This window comes from Bradyrhizobium sp. SZCCT0231, assembly GCF_018130245.1.
GTDB lineage: Bacteria > Pseudomonadota > Alphaproteobacteria > Rhizobiales > Xanthobacteraceae > Bradyrhizobium > Bradyrhizobium japonicum_F.
Genome location: NZ_JAFCKP010000001.1, coordinates 452,040 through 468,437, shown reverse-complemented (window position 1 = coordinate 468,437; position 16,398 = coordinate 452,040). Strand labels below are relative to the sequence as shown.

Here is a 16,398-nt window from a genome sequence, read left to right as displayed (position 1 = left end):
GTCACTGATGTAGTAGACGCAGCATTGGTCATCTGCATTAGCAGGCATTTGGGTCTCGTTTCTTTGCTTGCGTGTGCATCGTCATTGTCGTCTGCCCATAAGCCGCCCGCCCGCGTCAATGACGCTCGTGGTGTTGGCGCTATCCCTACCTCGACACTGTCCGGGTCGTGCGGAGCCGGCTTGAGCCAGACGAGCCGATAACGGTAACCGGAACGCTCGGCGAGCACCGATTTAGGAAAATCCTTACCGCAACCTAGGGGAACGGCTCATCCCAACGGGATGCCCGCTATGGGTCGCAAGCTGCCGATGACATTCTAGATGGCAGACTTCCGCTTCGCGTTGGCAATCCGACGCTTATGAGTACACGCCCTACTCCACCTGCAGCACGTCGACGGCGACACTGAGCTTCTGCTTGGGCGAGCCGACGATGATGCCGTCGACCGGCGAGACGTCGGAAAAATCGCGCCCCATCGCAAGCATGATGTGATCGTTGCCAATGAGGAGATCGTTGGTCGGATCGAGATCGACCCAGCCGAGCTCCGCCCCGCACCACAGCGACACCCAGGCATGGGTGGCGTCGGCGCCCTGCAAACGCGGCTGGCCCGGCGGCGGAATGGTGCGTAAGTAGCCGCTGACATAGGCCGCGGGCAGGCCGAGCCCGCGCAGCCCGGCAATCATCACATGGGCAAAGTCCTGGCAGACGCCGTGACGCTTGTCGAAAACCTCGTCGAGCGGCGTCGAGATCACTGTCGCCTTGGGATCGTAGCGAAATTCGCCGCGGATGCGTCGCATCAGGTCGACTGCGCCGGCGAGGATGCCCGCGCCGGGCGGAAAGCTCATCCCCGCATAGGCGCTGACCGGGCGCAGCACCGGCACCAGGGGGCTGGCAAAGACGTAGCCGACCGGCGAAGACGGCCCGAGGCTGGTTGCTTCGAACGCGATGTCGCGGATGCTCTCCCAGGGCGGACTGGATGCATCGCGCGCCGGCGGCTGGCGCGACACCGACACGCGCGAGTGCGAGTCGATGCGCAGATTGCGATGCGCGGCTTCGATGACGACGCTCTCGGTGAGCGTGCCGAAGAAATCGCGCCGCACATTGCGCTCGGCCGGGCGTGGATGGATCTCGAGATCGTGCGAGATCAGCTCCTGGCCGCCGCCGCTTCTGGGCTCCAGCCGCAGCGTGCAGCGGGCGAAGCTGACGGGATTCTCGTACTCGTAGGTGGTGACGTGACGGATGTCGTAGATCACGCCAGCCCCGTCAGCTTTTCCGGCCGGCTGGCATTGGGACCGTGCGGGAAGTAGTGCTGCCCGATCGCGTCAGCGAGGCTGAGCAGATCCTGCTCCAGCGCGAACAGGGTCTTGACCTCGAGCTTCTCGGCCTCCGCGGTCGCGAGCATCGCCTGCATCGCCACCGCGAGCCGCTGCGGCTTCTCGATCAGGCCGTGCTCCTTCAGGCTCGGCAGCGCGGCGATGTGCTCGTTCAGCGTCGTCACCTGGAACGCCACCGACCGCGGATTATAGCCGTCGAGCACGGCGAGGTCGCGCACCGGCGCCAGGATCGGCGCCAGCAGATAACGCGAGCGGTAGGTGATCTGGCAGTCCACCAGCGTCAGGAGAATGTCGAGGTCCTCGTCGCCGGCCTCGTCATAGGCGAACTGCCGCGTGAAGCGCGTGGTGTTGATGGCACGTTCGGTGCGGCGTCCGATGTCGAGGAAACGCCAGCCGGCGGCGCGATTCATGTTCTCCTGCGCGAGGCCGGCGAAGCTCGCGAGCTCCTGCAAGGTCAGCTCGGCCGCGCTCAGCACGCTATCGTCGTCCTCGACCTCGTAGGCGAGACGCTCGGCCATTTCCGTGATGACCTGCCAGGCATCGGGCGACAGCCGCTCGCGCAAGGAGGTCGCCGTGCGCTGCGCCGCGCGCACCAGCGACAGTGCCGAGCCGAAACGGTCCGGACTCTGCAGCGCTTCGGCGACGATGCGTCCGGGCGCCGTGCGCGAGGTTTGCGAGACCGCGCCCCAGGCCACCAACAGGCGCTGGATGCGTTCGGCCGATTGCACCGAGGCCGCGGTGCCCTTGTTCGGCCCACTCGGCGAGCCCAAGGCACGCACCAGCCGCAGCGTCGCCTCGGCGCGCTCGAGATAGCGGCCGAGCCAGAACAGATTGTCGGCGGCGCGGCTCGGCAGCACGCCGGCGATGCGGCGGATGCGCACCTTGTCGGTCGCCGGCAGCAATGTCGCGGTCGGGACCTGCTTGTCGGAGACGACCCAGACGTCGGCGGCACGGGCGCCGTCGCCCATCGACACCGCGCGTGCGTCCGGCTGCTCGGCAATCCGGCAGAAGCCGCCGGGCATGATGGCCCAGCCGTCGGGCGTGGCGGCGGCAAACACGCGCAACACGAAAGGACGCGGCGTGAGCTGGCCGTGCTCCCACACCGGCATGGTCGAGAGCCGCACCACCTCCTGGCCGACATAGTCCATGCCGCGCGCGTTGATGGCATCGATCAGGCGCCGCCGGCCACTCGCATCGAGCTCGCTCGCGAGCGCCGGGCCGCTCGAGTCGAAACCGGGAACGCCGCGCCGGTAGGCACCTTCGATCGCGACCTCATCGAGCCGCGCCAGCACCTCGTCGCGCGCCGCGCGCTGGCCGCACCACCAGGTCGCGATGTGCGGCATCTTCAGGTCTTCGCCGAGCAGGCGCCGGCTGAGCGCCGGCAGGAAGCCGAGCAGCGCCCGCGCCTCGAGGACGCCCGAGCCCGGCATGTTGGCGATGACGACGCCGTCCTTGCGCAGCACATCGATCAGGCCGGGGACCCCGAGCCGCGAGGAGGCATCGAGCTCGAGCGGGTCGAGCGAGTTGGAATCGACCCGCCGCAACAGTACATCCAGCCGCTTCAGGCCGGCGACGGTGCGGATGTGGACGCGGTTGTCGCTGACGGCGAGGTCGTCGCCCTCGACCAGCAGGAAGCCGAGATAGCGCGCCAGCGTGGCGTGCTCGAAATAGGTCTCGCTGAAGCTTCCGGGGGTGAGCACGCCGATCCGCGGCTCGTCGCGGTCGGCGCGCGCGCGAAGCGAGTCGCGGAACGCCTCGAAGAACGGCGCGACGCGCGGCACGTTCATCGACTTGTAGAGATCGGAGAAGGCGCGCGAGAGCACGAGGCGATTCTCCAGCGCGTAGCCCGCGCCCGAGGGCGCCTGGGTGCGGTCGCCGAGCACCCACCAGCGGCCGTCGGGGCCGCGGCCGACGTCGGCGGCATAGAGCGAGAGATAGCGCCCGCCCGGCGGCGGCACGCCGCAGACGGGACGGAGATATTCCGGGCTGCCGGCGATCGCGGCTGCCGGCAGCGCGCCTTCGGCGACGAGCCGGCCCTCGCCATAGATGTCGCGCAGCACCCGCTCGAGCAGCTCGGCGCGCTGGGTGATGCCGGCGCAAAGCTGCTGCCAGTCGGCCTCGTCGATCAAAAGCGGCAGATGGCTGATTGACCAGGGCCGGTCGGCGCTGTCGCCGGGCGCGCGGTAGGTGACGCCGGCCTCGCGGAGATGGCGGTCGGCCATGCCGAAGCGCCGCTCGATCTCGTCGGGCGCGAGCGCGCCGAAGGCGTCGAAGAAGCGGCTCCAGACCGCGCGCGGCGCACCGCCGGGCCCAAGGAACTCGTCGGGGATGCCGGGCAGGCGGCTATAGTCGCGGACCCATTGCGCGATCCGCTGCTGGGCTTGTGCCCTGCCCGCCTGGTCGTTGTCTTCGGCTGCGCCCTCGCCCATGGGCCTTTCCCTCCCCCACCATCATACTCATTGCAGGAGCGGGGTCCGCAAGTCGAGGGTCAGCGGAAATTCATTTGTGCGTTCCTCGGGCGGCGGCTGCATCGGACCCGGGGTGTGGCCGTGGTCCTGGAAGCGCGCCAGCCGCCGCGCCTCGGCCTCGTAGGTGTTGACCGGCTTGGTGTCGTAGCTGCGCCCGCCGGGATGAGCGACGTGATAGACGCAGCCGCCGAGCGAGCGGCCGTTCCAGGTGTCGATCAGGTCGAAGGTCAGGGGCGCGTGGACGGGGATGGTCGGGTGCAGGCCGGAGGCCGGCTGCCAGGCCTTGAAGCGGACGCCGGCCACCGCCTCTCCCGAGCGTCCGGTCGAGGTCATCGGCAGGCGGCGGCCGTTGCAGGTGACGATGTGGCGGCCCTCGACGAAGCCTTCGGCCTTGACCTGGAGCCGCTCGACCGACGAGTCGACATAGCGCACGGTGCCGCCGGCCGAGCCCTCCTCGCCGAGCACGTGCCAGGGCTCCAGCGCCTGGCGCAGCTCCAGCGTCACGCCGCCATGATGGACCCGGCCGAAGGCGGGGAAGCGGAATTCGAGCTGGGCCAGATACCATTCCGGCTCGAACGGATAGCCCGATTGCTGCAGCTCGGTGAGCACCTCCTGAAAATCTTCCCAGATGAAATGCGGCAGCATGAAGCGGTCGTGCAGCGCGGTGCCCCACCGCACGAACCTGCCGCTCAGCGGCTCGCGCCAGAACTTTGCGATCAGCGCGCGGATCAGGAGCTGCTGCGCCAGTGACATGCGCGGATCGGGCGGCATTTCGAGTGCGCGGAATTCGACGAGGCCGAGCCGGCCGGTGGACCCCTCCGGCGAATAGAGCTTGTCGATGCAGATCTCGGCGCGGTGGGTGTTGCCGGTGATGTCGACGAGCAGATGCCGGAACAGCCGGTCGACCAGCCAGAGCGGCGTCTGGTAGCCCGGCGGCGGCACGTGGGAGAGCGCGATCTCCAGCTCGTAGATGCTGTCGTGACGCGCCTCGTCGATGCGCGGCGCCTGGCTGGTCGGGCCGATGAACAGGCCTGAGAAGAAATAGGACAGCGACGGATGCCGCTGCCAGTGCAGCACCAGGCTCTTCAGGAGATCAGGCCGGCGCAAGAACGGGGAGTCCTGCGGGCTCGAGCCGCCGACCACGACGTGATTGCCGCCGCCGGTGCCGGTGTGACGGCCGTCGACCAGGAAGCGGTTGGCGCCGAGCCGCACCTTGGCCGCATCCTCGTAGAGGCCGGAGGTGATCTCGACCGCGTCGCGCCAGCTCTTGGCCGGCTGGATGTTGATCTCGATGACACCGGGATCGGGCGTCACCTTGATGACCTCGATGCGCGGATCGAACGGCGGCGGGTAGCCCTCCACATGGACCTGTAGCTGCATCTCCTCCGCGGTGGCTTCGAGCGCGGCAACCAGTTCGAGATAGTCCTCGATGCGCTCGACCGGCGGCATGAAGGCGCAGAGCACGCCGTCGCGGACTTCGACCGACATCGCAGTGCGCACCGGGACGGAGGTGTTGAGATGCTCGGGCGCGGCCCGCGGCGAGGATTCCGGACGCGCGGCGAGCGTGAACACCGGCAGCTTGTCCCGCGCCTCCATCGGGTCCTGCTCGACGATGTAGGGATATTGGTTGGGCGGGACGTAGCCGAGCGACCCAATCGGCAGGCGCAAACCGAGAGGCGAATCGCCCGGCATCAGGAACAGATGATTGCGCCGGAGTTGCCATCGCTCGCTGCGCCAGCGCGGCGGCGCGTTCCAGCGCTGCACCGGCAGCACGAAGCCGCGCGGTGCGTTGAGCCCCTCGCTGAACACGCGCGCCATCCGCGCGCGGGCTTCCGGATCGGATAATCTGGAATCGGAGGGATCGACGTTGACGGGAAGCTCGGCCTCCTTCTGGAGCCAGTACGCGGTGTCCTCATAAGCCGGCATGATGTAGCCGGCATCGAGGCCGAGCCGGGCCGCCGTGCCTTCCATGAAGGCCTCGGCGTCCTTCACCTCGGCACGGCGCGGATTTTCGATCTTGGCAATGAGGTCGGCGTTCTTCCAGATCGGCACGCCGTCCTTGCGCCAGTACAGGCCGAAGGCCCAGCGCGGCAGGCTCTCGCCCGGATACCATTTGCCCTGGCCGTAATGCAGAAGCCCGCCCGGCGCGAAGCGCGTGCGCAGGCGGCGGATCAGGTCGTCGCCGAGCGCGCGCTTGGTCGGACCGACGGCTTCCGTATTCCACTCCCCGGCCTCGAGGTCATCGACCGAGACGAAGGTCGGCTCGCCGCCCATGGTGAGCCGCACGTCCTGGCTCGCGAGATCGCCGTCGACCTGCTCGCCGAGATCGTTGAGCCGCGCCCAGGATTCGTCGGAGAACGGTTTGGTGATGCGCGGTGCCTCGCGGATGCGCCTCACGCTCATGTCGAACGCGAACTCGACCTCGGCAAAACCCGCCCCACCGGAGATCGGCGCCGCCGAGCGATAATGCGGCGTGGCGGCGACCGGGATGTGGCCCTCGCCTGCGAGCATGCCCGAGGTCGCGTCGAAACCGATCCAGCCTGCGCCCGGCAGATAGACCTCGGCCCAGGCGTGCAGATCGGTGAAATCGTTCTCGACTTCCGGCGGTCCCTCGATCGGATCGATGTCGGGACGGATCTGGATCAGATAGCCGGAGACGAAGCGGGCGGCGAGACCGAGATGGCGCAAGGTCTGGATCAGCAGCCAGGCGGAGTCGCGGCACGATCCGGCGCCGGAGGCGAGCGTCTCCTCCGGCGTCTGCACGCCCGGCTCCATGCGAATGATGTAGCGGACCCGATCCCGCAACTCCCTGTTCAGATCGACCAGGAAGTTGACGGTGTTCGGCGCTTCGTGCGGGATCGAGTCGAGAAATTTGGCGAACAGGCGGTCGGGCTTGATGGTCTCGAGATAAGGCGCGAGCTCCGTCTTCAGGTCCTTCGGATAGTCGAACGGAAAGCTGTCGGCATAGGGCTCGACGAAGAAGTCGAACGGGTTGACCACGGTCATCTGCGCGGTGAAGTCGACCTCGAATTTCAGCTCGGTGGTCTTCTCCGGAAAGACGTAGCGCGCAAGCCAGTTGCCTTGCGGGTCCTGCTGCCAGTTCACGAAGTGGTTTGATGGCGTGACCTTGAGCGAATAGCTCAGGACCGGCGTGCGCGTGTGCGGCGCCGGCCGCAGGCGGATGGTCTGCGGGCCAAGGTCGATCGGGCGGTCGTATTTGTAGTGCGTGACGTGGTGTAGCGCGACGTAGATCGACACGGGGTGCGGTGCTCCAGCAGCTTTTTTGAGCAGAACACCTGAGGTCAGCGCGATCAAGCACTAACAACGGGCACAGGGTGCCTAGGAAGTATCCCGGCTACGCGGGCAGTATCGTAGGGTGGGCAAAGCGAAGCGTGCCCACCGCCTCTTGCAGCATGGATCGATGGTGGGCACGGCGCAAGTGCGCCTTTGCCCACCCTACGATTCTGAAGCCGCCACGGCGTCATGGCCGGGCTTGTCCCGGCCATCCACGACCTTTGCCGCGGCACGAAGAACGTGGATACCCGGGACAAGCCCGGGCATGACGACCTTGTTCGGGGAACATTACGCCGCGGACGTCAGCCGCTGCAGGAACTGCGTCACCTCGCGGCGGAGCGTCTCAACTTCGCCGTGGACGCGTTCGGAGGCGCTGTTGACGCGGGCAGCGACGCGGCCGGTATCGTCGGCGGCTTCGCTGATCCCTGTCACGTTGGAGGAGACCTGCGAGGTGCCGGCGGAGGCTTCGTGAACGTTGCGGGCGATCTCGCGCGTCGCGGCCCCCTGCTGCTCGATGGAGGCCGCAATCGAGGCAGTGATGCCGTTGATCTCGGCGATGGTCTGCGCAATCGCCTCGACGGCCGCGACCGAATTGGTGGTCGATTGCTGCATCTCGCCGACCTTGGCGCTGATCTCCTCGGTCGCCTTCGCGGTCTGGTTGGCGAGGCTCTTGACCTCGGAGGCCACCACCGCGAAGCCGCGGCCGGCCTCCCCTGCGCGGGCCGCCTCGATGGTGGCGTTGAGCGCGAGCAGGTTGGTCTGCGAGGCGATCTCGCTGATCAGCTTGACGACGTCGCCGATCTGCATCGCGGCATCCGCAAGGGTACGGATCTCGCTGCCGGCGCGATTGGCTTCGTTCACCGCCCGTCCCGTGCTCGCCGTCGAGCCGGCCACCTGGCGGCTGATCTCGGCGATCGACGACGCGAGCTGCTCCGCGGCGCTGGCGACGGTGGCGACGTTGCGGGACGCCTGATCGGACGCGCTGAGCACGCCGGAGGTCTGCCGGCTGGTCTTCTCCGCCGCGGCCGCCATCTGGCCGGCGTCGGATTCGAGATCGGTCGCGGCGCCCATGAGGCCGCCTGCAACCGCGTCGAGATGCGTGCCGAACTGCCGCGCCATACCGGCGATCTCCTCAACGCGGCAGCCGAGGCTGTCGGTGCCGGCATTGATGACGACCGCCGAGCGGCGGAACGAGCCGGGCAAGCCCCGCGCGAGGATCTTGCGGAAATACTTGCCGCGGCTGGCATAGTCCATCGACGCCGAAGCCTCGCGGACGAAGGCGTCGGCGATGTCGAGCATGTCATTGACCGACTTCTGGATCGCGCCGATCCGCCCGGCCTGCCGTTCACTCAGGATCCGCACCTCGAGATCACCGCGCGCCGCCTTGCGGCATACGTCGGCCACCTCATCGACGGCCACCGCCGTGCGGTGCTGGCACCAGACGGCGTAGCCGAGCAGCGCGACCGTGGCGCCAAGCAAAGCGGCACCGGCGATCCCGGTCACGCCGAGAAGAGAGAGAACGAAGTCAACGACGGCAAGAACACACGCGAGCGCGGTCGCTCCCTGCGCCTTAGAGAGAGAGCACAAATTCATCGTAACCGACACCCTGTTGCTTGAGCAGCCCGACCATCGCCTCGAAGCTCGCATGCATGCCCTCCTTGGCATTGGCATGCCGCGCCTCTTCCGCGCACAGCGTCCTGTAGATCGGCTTGATGCGCTCGATCTGCGCGGGATCCGGCTTGCGACGGTTGGAGTGATACCCGACGATATTGCCGCGCTCGTCGAAGGTCGGCGTGACGTGGGCGAACACCCAGTAATGACTGCCGTCCTTCGCCAGGTTGACGACGTAGGCGAAGATCTCCTGCTTGGCCTGCAGCGTGTCCCACAGCAGCTTGAAGACGGCGCGCGGCATGTCGGGATGGCGGATCAGGCTGTGGGGGGCGCCCATCAGCTCGGCGTAAGAGTATTTCGCCATACGAATGAAGACGTCATTGGCGTAGGTGATGCGGCCTTTGAGATCGGTCTTCGATACGATCAGCTCCTCGTCGCCGAGGAGATTTTCCACCCCAGTGGGACGTATCGCGTGCATCGGTTCGACCCTTCAAAGCCGGCCACGCGACGGTGCGGAGCCATATCGGGCTCTGTCTACGGCAACATTGTTAATCAGGTGTAAGCCGCGGAACTCTTGCGAGAGAGGCCCGCCTCCGTATCATTACGTAGCGAACCATTGTTGCATTTCGCGCGAACCACACGCGGCTGCGTTGTGCGTTCGACGTACGCACGCGACTACATCGTCGCGCCCAGCACCCATGGCGCGAACTCGGCGCCGCCGAAATCGAAGCTCTCGCTCTTGGTCGGCTGGCCCGAGGCGGTCTTGAGGATGAGATCGAAGATGCGCCGGCCGCATTGCTCGACGCTCTCCTCGCCTTCGAGGATGGTGCCGCAATTGACGTCCATGTCCTCTTCCATGCGCTTGTACATGGGCGTGTTGGTGGCGAGCTTGATCGAGGGCGCCGGCTTGCAGCCGAACACGCTGCCGCGGCCCGTGGTGAAGCAGACGAGGTTGGCGCCGCCGGCGACCTGCCCGGTCGCAGCCACGGGATCGTAGCCGGGCGTGTCCATGAACACGAAGCCACGCTTGGTCACCGGTTCGGCATAGCGCAGCACCTCGACGAGGTTGGTGGTGCCGGCCTTCGCCATCGCGCCGAGCGACTTCTCCAGAATGGTGGTGAGGCCGCCGGCCTTGTTGCCGGGGCTCGGATTGGCATTCATCTCGGCGCCTTCGCGCGTCGTGTATTCGTCCCACCAGCGCATGAGATCGACCAGCTTCTCGCCGACCTCGCGGCTGACGGCGCGGCGCGTCAGCAGGTGCTCGGCGCCGTAGGTCTCCGGCGTCTCCGACAGGATCACGGTGCCGCCATGGCGCACGATGAGGTCGCTGGCCGCACCGAGCGCCGGATTGGCCGACACGCCGGAATAGCCGTCCGAGCCGCCGCATTGCAGCGCCACGGTCAGCTCGCTCGCCGGCACCGTCTCGCGCTTGACCTTGTTGGCATCGGCAAGCGCCTCGCGCACGAAGGCGATGCCTGCTTCGACCGTCTTGCGGGTGCCGCCGACCTCCTGGATGTCCATCGCGCGCAGGCGGCCGGCGAGCTTCTGCTCTTCCATCAGGCCGCCGATCTGGTTCACCTCGCAGCCGAGGCCGAGCACGATGACGTGGGAGAAATTGACGTGCCGCGCATAGCCGCCGAGCGTGCGGCGGAGCAGCGCCAGCGGCTCGTTCTGCGTCATGCCGCAACCGGTCTTGTGGGTCAGCGCGACCACGCCGTCGACGTCGGGGAAATCGGCCAGCGGATTGTCGCCGGTGAACGGATTCTTCTTGAAGACGTCGGCGACGAGGCTCGCGACATGGGCGCTGCAATTCACCGAGGTGAGAATGCCGATATAGTTGCGCGTGGCAACGCGGCCGTCCGGGCGGCGGATGCCTTCGAAGGTCGCCGGCAGGTCGAAATTCGGCGTCGGCTTGACGTCGGCACAATACGCATAGTCCTTCGAGAAATCGCCCATGCCGCAATTCTGCACGTGCACGTGCTGGCCCGGCGCGATCGGAATGGTCGCAAAGCCGATGATCTGGCCGTAGCGGATCACCGGCTCACCGACGGCGATCGGCTTGATCGCGACCTTGTGGCCGGAGGGGATGCGATCGACCGTGGTCACGCCGTCTGCGACCACCGTTCCCGGCGGCAGGCTCGCGCGCGCGATCACCACACCATCATCGGGATGCAGGCGGATGACGGGGCTGATGGTCATGGGAGGTCTCCTTCGGAGGCGAATAGCGAGTGGGGAGTGGCGAATGGAAAAAGAGGAGCAGCCATTCGCCACTCCCCATTCGCCATTCGCGAGAGATCAAGCCTTTCCGCCCGACTCCTTGCGGGTCGCGTTGACCTGCATCTTGGCGTAGGTCGTCATCAGGCCGACTTCATTGGACAGCGTCACCAGCTTGAAGCCCATGTTGATGGCGCGCGCCGCGCCTTCGGCGCCGCTGCAATGGATGCCCGGGTTGAGGCCGCGCTTGCCGCATTCCTTGATGATCTTCTCGTAGATCGCGAGGATCTCGGGCTCGCTGCGGTCGAGCTTGGGCTCGAGGCCGTAGGAGAAGCCGAGATCGGACGGGCCGATATAGACACCGTCGATGCCTTCGACGTCGAGGATCGCCTCCATGTTCTCGACCGCGGTCCGGGTCTCCATCATCGGCAGCAGCACGATCTCGTCATTGGCCGTCTTCTGGTAGGAGCCGGCGGTGCCGTACATGCCGGCGCGGATCGGGCCGTTGGAGCGCACGCCCTTCGGCGGATATTTCGCATAGGAGACCAGGTTCCGGGCTTCCTGCGGCGTGTTGACCATCGGGCAGATCACGCCATAGGCGCCGCCATCGAGCACCTTGCCGATGATGCCGGGCTCGTTCCAGGGCACGCGGACCATCGGGGTCACCGGGTGCTTGTCCATCGCCTGGAAGCACTGCACCATCGAGAGATAGTCCTGCACGCCGTGCTGCATGTCGACCGTGACGCTGTCGAAGCCGCATTGCGCGACCATCTCGGCCGAGAAGCCGGAGGGAATTGCCAGCCACGCATTGACCACGGCCTTGCCCGACTTCCAGATCTCTTTGACTTTGTTCGCCACGTTGCCTTTCCTTCCCTGTTGCTCTCACTCGCCGCGGATCGGGTTGGGCCGCACTTTGAGCGAAAAAAAGCGTGAATGTCCATGGCTCTCGCCGCGCACGCACGCATATCTGGTTTCACTCCCCGGCTATTGTCTCGTCCGCGCCTCCGAGCCCCGCAAGGCTCCGTTCGAGCTCGCCGAGCATCTCCTGCAACTCGGCGAGCTTGCGGGCGCCAAAGCGCCGCGTGATCTCGGCATAGATCGCCTCCGACGTCGGCGCCACCGAGGCCATCAGCTTCACGCCCTCTTTCGAGATCGAGACCATGCTGCGGCGCTGGTCGGCTTTCGCCGTCTTGCGCTCGATCAGGTTGCGGGCCTCGAGGTCGCGCAGGATGCGCGACAGGCTCGGCCCGAGCAGGAATGCCGTGCGCGCGAGTTCCGTGACCTCGACCGCCTCGATCGCCGCCAATGCCCGCAGGATACGCCATTGCTGCTCGGTGAGACCGTGCTCGCGCAGGGAGGGACGGAACTGCCGCATCACGGCTTCGCGGGCCCGCAGCAGCGACATCGGCAGCGAGCGCGAGAAGTCGCGCATCGGCACCTGGCGCGCGGCAGGCGCGCTTCCGTTGGCGGGATCGGCGGATTTCTTCGTCATGACGCCCTTTCAGACCGCAAAACGTTTGCAGTGCAGCAAGCCGAAATTCTGTTGACGCATTCACTTAACATGTTAAGCATCTCCCGAGCACCACGATTTGTAAGATGACGAATGGCGCTTTCCAACGACGATATCCAAGCTTGCGCGAGGCGTCTGCACCGGGCGGAGAAGACCCGCACGCAGATCCGGCAGCTCTCGCAAGACTTCCCGGACATCACCATCGCGGACGCCTACGCGATTCAGAAGGCCTGGGTCGGCGTCAAGATTGCCGAGGGACGCGTGGTGAAAGGCCACAAGATCGGCCTGACCTCGAAGGCGATGCAGAGCGCGCTCAATATCGACGAGCCGGATTCCGGCGTGCTGCTCGACGACATGTTCTTCGCCGATGGCGGGCTGGTGCCGACCGAGCGCTTCATCGCGACGCGCGTCGAGGCCGAGCTCGCCTTCGTCATGAGCAAACGGCTCGCCGGCCCCGGCTGCACGATGTTCGACGTGCTGAACGCCACCGATTTCGTGGTGCCGGCGCTGGAGATTTTGGATACGCGGATCGAGCGCGTCGATCCCAGAACCAAGGCGACGCGAAAGATTTTCGACACCATCGCAGACAATGCGGCGAATGCCGGCATCGTGCTCGGCGGCCGCCCGATCCGCCCGCTCGATGCTGACCTGCGCTGGATCGGCGCGCTCTGTTTCAGGAACGGCCAGCTGGAAGAGACGGGTCTTGCCGCCGGCGTGCTCAACCATCCCGCCACAGCCGTGGCCTGGCTCGCCAACAAGATCGCCCCGCTCGGGCTTGCGCTCGAGCCCGGGCAGGTCGTGCTCGCCGGCTCCTTCATCCGTCCGATCGAGACTCGCAAGGGCGACACAATTCAGGCCGACTATGGCGCCTATGGCTCGGTGAGCTGCTACTTCGCTTAGGCGAACAAGAAGACAGGGAGTGAAACCGCGATGCCGCATTTCACGATCGAATATTCGGCCAATCTCGACGGCCGCCTCGACATCGGCGCGGTGTGCGAGGTGGTGCGCAAGGCGGCGGTCGAGACCGGCATCTTCCCGCTTGGCGGCATCCGCGTTCGCGCTGTCAGGTGCGAGCATTATGCGATCGCTGACGCGCGCCAGGACTACGGGTTTCTGGACATGGTGCTGCGCATCGGCGAGGGCCGCGATCTCAAGACGCGTCAGAAGGCCGGCGAACACGTCTTCCAGGCGCTCTCAAAACATCTCGATCCCGTCTTCGCCGCCGGCAAGCTCGCTCTGTCGTTCGACATGCAGATCAACGACAAGGATACGAGCTGGAAGCGCAACAACATCCACGACGCCCTGAAAGCGGAGGCCGCCCATGGATAAGCCCACCCCGAAAGGCGACGTATTCCAGGCCAATCGCGAGCGCGTCGCGCCGCTGCTGAAGACGCTGCGCGCTGACGGCATCGGCCACATGATCGACGGCAAGACCATCGCCTCGATCTCCGGCGAGACGTTCGAGACCAAGTCGCCTGTCGATGGCGCAACACTCGCCAGCGTCGCACGTGGCAATGCCGAGGATATCGATCGCGCGGCGACGGCTGCTTCGCTCGCCTTCAAGTCCTGGCGCGACATGGGGCCGGCGATGCGGCGCAAGCTGCTGCATCGGGTGGCTGATGCGATCGAGGATAATGCCGAGGACATCGCGGTGCTCGAATGCATCGACACCGGCCAAGCCTATCGCTTCATGGCCAAGGCCGCGATCCGCGCCGCCGAGAATTTCCGCTTCTTCGCCGACAAATGCAGCGAGGCGCGCGACGGTCTCAACACGCCGAGCGACGAGCACTGGAACGTCTCGACGCGGGTGCCGATCGGTCCGGTCGGCGTGATCACGCCGTGGAACACGCCGTTCATGCTCTCGACCTGGAAGATTGCCCCGGCGCTGGCCGCGGGCTGCACCGTCGTGCACAAGCCGGCCGAGTGGTCGCCGGTGACCGCTTCCATTCTGGGAAGGCTCGTGAAGGAAGCCGGCGTGCCCGACGGCGTGCTCAACACCGTGCACGGCTTTGGCGAGGAAGCCGGCAAGGCGCTGACCGAGCATCCCGCCATCAAGGCGATCGGCTTCGTCGGCGAAAGCGCGACGGGATCGGCGATCATGGTTCAGGGCGCGCCGACCTTGAAGCGCGTGCATTTCGAGCTCGGCGGCAAGAACCCGGTGATCGTGTTCGACGATGCCGATCTCGAACGCGCGCTCGATGCCGTCGTGTTCATGATCTACTCGCTCAACGGCGAGCGCTGCACTTCTTCCAGTCGCCTGCTGATCCAGCAGAGCATCGCGGAAAAATTCGTGGAGAAGTTGACCGCACGCGTGAAGGTGCTGAAGGTCGGCCATCCCCTCGATCCCGCCACCGAGATCGGGCCGCTGATCCACGAACGTCACCTCGCAAAGGTCTGCTCCTATTTCGACGTCGCGCGGCAGGACGGCGCGACCATCGCAGTCGGCGGCAGGGCCTATGACGGCCCGGGCGGCGGGCATTACGTCGAGCCGACCCTCGTCACCGGCGCACACGGCAAGATGCGGGTGGCGCAGGAGGAGGTGTTCGGCCCGTTCCTCACCGTGCTGCCCTTCCGCGACGAGAAGGACGCCATCGAGATCGCCAACGATATCCGCTATGGCCTCACCGGCTATGTCTGGACCAACGACGTCGGCCGCGCCCTGCGTGTCGCCGACGCGCTGGAGGCCGGCATGATCTGGCTGAATTCGGAGAACGTCCGCCATCTGCCGACGCCATTCGGCGGCATGAAGGCCTCGGGCATCGGCCGCGACGGCGGCGACTACTCGTTCGACTTCTACATGGAAACCAAGCACGTCTCGCTGGCGCGGGGCACGCACAAGATTCAGAAGCTGGGAATTTAGGGAAGAGTCATTCCGGGGCGTGCGAAGCACGAGCCGGAATCCATTCATCAACCGACTCTGCTGCGCGATGGATTCCGGGCTCGGCTCTGCGAGCCGCCCCGGAATGACAGGAACGAGGGGAAACGCCAATGCCGGTACCGCAACACATCTTCGAACCGCCGTTCAACATCATCCGCTCCAGCCACGTCGTGCTCGACGTCACCGACCTGAAGCTGAGCCGCGAGTTCTACGAGACCACCGTCGGCCTGCATGTCGAGGATGCCGACGACAAGGTCGTTTACCTGCGCGCGGCGGAAGAGCATCAGCATCATTCGCTGGTGCTGCGGAAAGCAGCGGTGCCCGCCTGTAACAGGCTCGGCTTCAAGGTCGGCAATGACAAAGACCTCGACAAGGCTGCCGCGTTCCTCTCCGAGAACGGCCTCGGCTATGCCTTCGTCGATCAGCCGTTCCAGGGCCGCACGCTGCAATTCACCGATCCGTTCGGCTTCCAGATCGAGCTCTACGCGGCGATGGAGCGGCGGCCGCATCTCTTGCGCCGCTACGATCTCTACCGGGGCTGCCATCCGCAGCGGCTCGACCATTTCAACGTCTTCGCTGCTGAAGTGCAGGACACCATGGAATTCTACGCCCGGCTCGGCTTCCGCCTCACCGAATATGCCGAGGAGGACGGGCCGAACGGGCGCATCGCGGCGGCCTGGATGCATCGCAAAGGCAATGTCCACGATTTTGCCATCACCAACGGCAAGGGCCCGCGCCTGCATCACTTCGCCTACTGGACGCCGACGGCGATGAACATCATCCATCTCTGCGACGTCATGGCTTCGCAAGGCTTTGTGAAGAACATCGAGCGCGGCCCAGGCCGTCACGGCATCTCGAATGCGTTCTTCCTCTATGTCCGCGACCCCGATGGACACCGCCTCGAGCTCTACACCAGCGATTATTTCACGGGGGATCACGACCACGAGCCGCTGCGCTGGTCGCTGCGCGATCCGCGCCGCCAGACGCTGTGGGGCGCACCGGCGCCGCGCTCATGGTTCGAGCAGGGCTCGCCGTTCACGGGCCAGGCCGTGCGCGAACCGAAATTCGTGGCCGACGTGCTGGTGGCGGATTAG

Annotated in this window: 12 protein-coding genes; 4 read left to right on the top strand and 8 right to left on the bottom strand. The window is 66.2% G+C overall.

The features are described from left to right. Nucleotides 1-369 precede the first annotated feature (369 nt). From JQ566_RS02140 to hpaR, 8 genes are all read right to left on the bottom strand, one after another. On the bottom strand, nucleotides 370-1,248 hold the full coding sequence (locus tag JQ566_RS02140; protein ID WP_212369147.1) for a transglutaminase family protein: 879 nt from the start codon (nucleotides 1,246-1,248) through the stop codon (nucleotides 370-372). Next, entirely contained in the window at nucleotides 1,245-3,758 is a 2,514-nt protein-coding gene (locus tag JQ566_RS02135) for a circularly permuted type 2 ATP-grasp protein (protein WP_212369144.1), read from the bottom strand. Before JQ566_RS02135 ends, JQ566_RS02140 begins: the two co-directional genes overlap by 4 nt. 27 nt (nucleotides 3,759-3,785) lie before the next feature. Next, nucleotides 3,786-7,055 (bottom strand): transglutaminase family protein, encoded by a 3,270-nt coding sequence (locus tag JQ566_RS02130; protein WP_212369141.1) that lies wholly within the window; start codon nucleotides 7,053-7,055, stop codon nucleotides 3,786-3,788. A gap of 324 nt (nucleotides 7,056-7,379) precedes the next feature. Further along, nucleotides 7,380-8,684 carry a methyl-accepting chemotaxis protein gene (locus tag JQ566_RS02125; protein WP_212369138.1) on the bottom strand — a complete coding sequence of 435 codons (1,305 nt, stop codon included), beginning with the start codon at nucleotides 8,682-8,684 and terminating at the stop codon, nucleotides 7,380-7,382. Beyond that, on the bottom strand, nucleotides 8,662-9,180 hold the full coding sequence (locus JQ566_RS02120; RefSeq protein ID WP_212369135.1) for a PAS domain-containing protein: 519 nt from the start codon (nucleotides 9,178-9,180) through the stop codon (nucleotides 8,662-8,664). The genes JQ566_RS02125 and JQ566_RS02120 overlap by 23 nt, the downstream gene beginning before the upstream one ends. 197 nt (nucleotides 9,181-9,377) lie before the next feature. After that, nucleotides 9,378-10,901, bottom strand: coding sequence for a UxaA family hydrolase (locus JQ566_RS02115; RefSeq protein ID WP_212369132.1), 1,524 nt, complete (start codon nucleotides 10,899-10,901; stop codon nucleotides 9,378-9,380). Between the two features lie 96 nt (nucleotides 10,902-10,997). Next, nucleotides 10,998-11,774 carry an HpcH/HpaI aldolase family protein gene (locus tag JQ566_RS02110; protein ID WP_212369129.1) on the bottom strand — a complete coding sequence of 259 codons (777 nt, stop codon included), beginning with the start codon at nucleotides 11,772-11,774 and terminating at the stop codon, nucleotides 10,998-11,000. A 115-nt stretch (nucleotides 11,775-11,889) separates the two neighbouring features. Continuing rightward, nucleotides 11,890-12,408, bottom strand: a complete 519-nt coding sequence (hpaR, locus tag JQ566_RS02105; protein ID WP_212369126.1) for a homoprotocatechuate degradation operon regulator HpaR — start codon at nucleotides 12,406-12,408, stop codon at nucleotides 11,890-11,892. A gap of 111 nt (nucleotides 12,409-12,519) precedes the next feature. On the opposite strand from hpaR, the gene hpaH reads away from it, so the two are divergent. The 4 genes from hpaH to hpaD all read left to right on the top strand — a co-directional run bounded on the left by hpaH (nucleotide 12,520) and on the right by hpaD (nucleotide 16,398). Further along, nucleotides 12,520-13,326 (top strand): 2-oxo-hept-4-ene-1,7-dioate hydratase, encoded by an 807-nt coding sequence (gene hpaH / locus JQ566_RS02100; RefSeq protein ID WP_212369124.1) that lies wholly within the window; start codon nucleotides 12,520-12,522, stop codon nucleotides 13,324-13,326. Nucleotides 13,327-13,356: 30 nt separating this feature from the next. Beyond that, entirely contained in the window at nucleotides 13,357-13,755 is a 399-nt protein-coding gene (locus JQ566_RS02095; RefSeq protein ID WP_212369121.1) for a 5-carboxymethyl-2-hydroxymuconate Delta-isomerase, read from the top strand. Then, on the top strand, nucleotides 13,748-15,286 hold the full coding sequence (gene hpaE, locus JQ566_RS02090) for a 5-carboxymethyl-2-hydroxymuconate semialdehyde dehydrogenase (RefSeq protein WP_212369118.1): 1,539 nt from the start codon (nucleotides 13,748-13,750) through the stop codon (nucleotides 15,284-15,286). Before JQ566_RS02095 ends, hpaE begins: the two co-directional genes overlap by 8 nt. A 128-nt stretch (nucleotides 15,287-15,414) precedes the next feature. After that, the gene (gene hpaD / locus JQ566_RS02085) at nucleotides 15,415-16,398 is read left to right on the top strand and encodes a 3,4-dihydroxyphenylacetate 2,3-dioxygenase (protein WP_212369090.1); all 984 of its coding nucleotides are present in this window, start codon (nucleotides 15,415-15,417) and stop codon (nucleotides 16,396-16,398) included.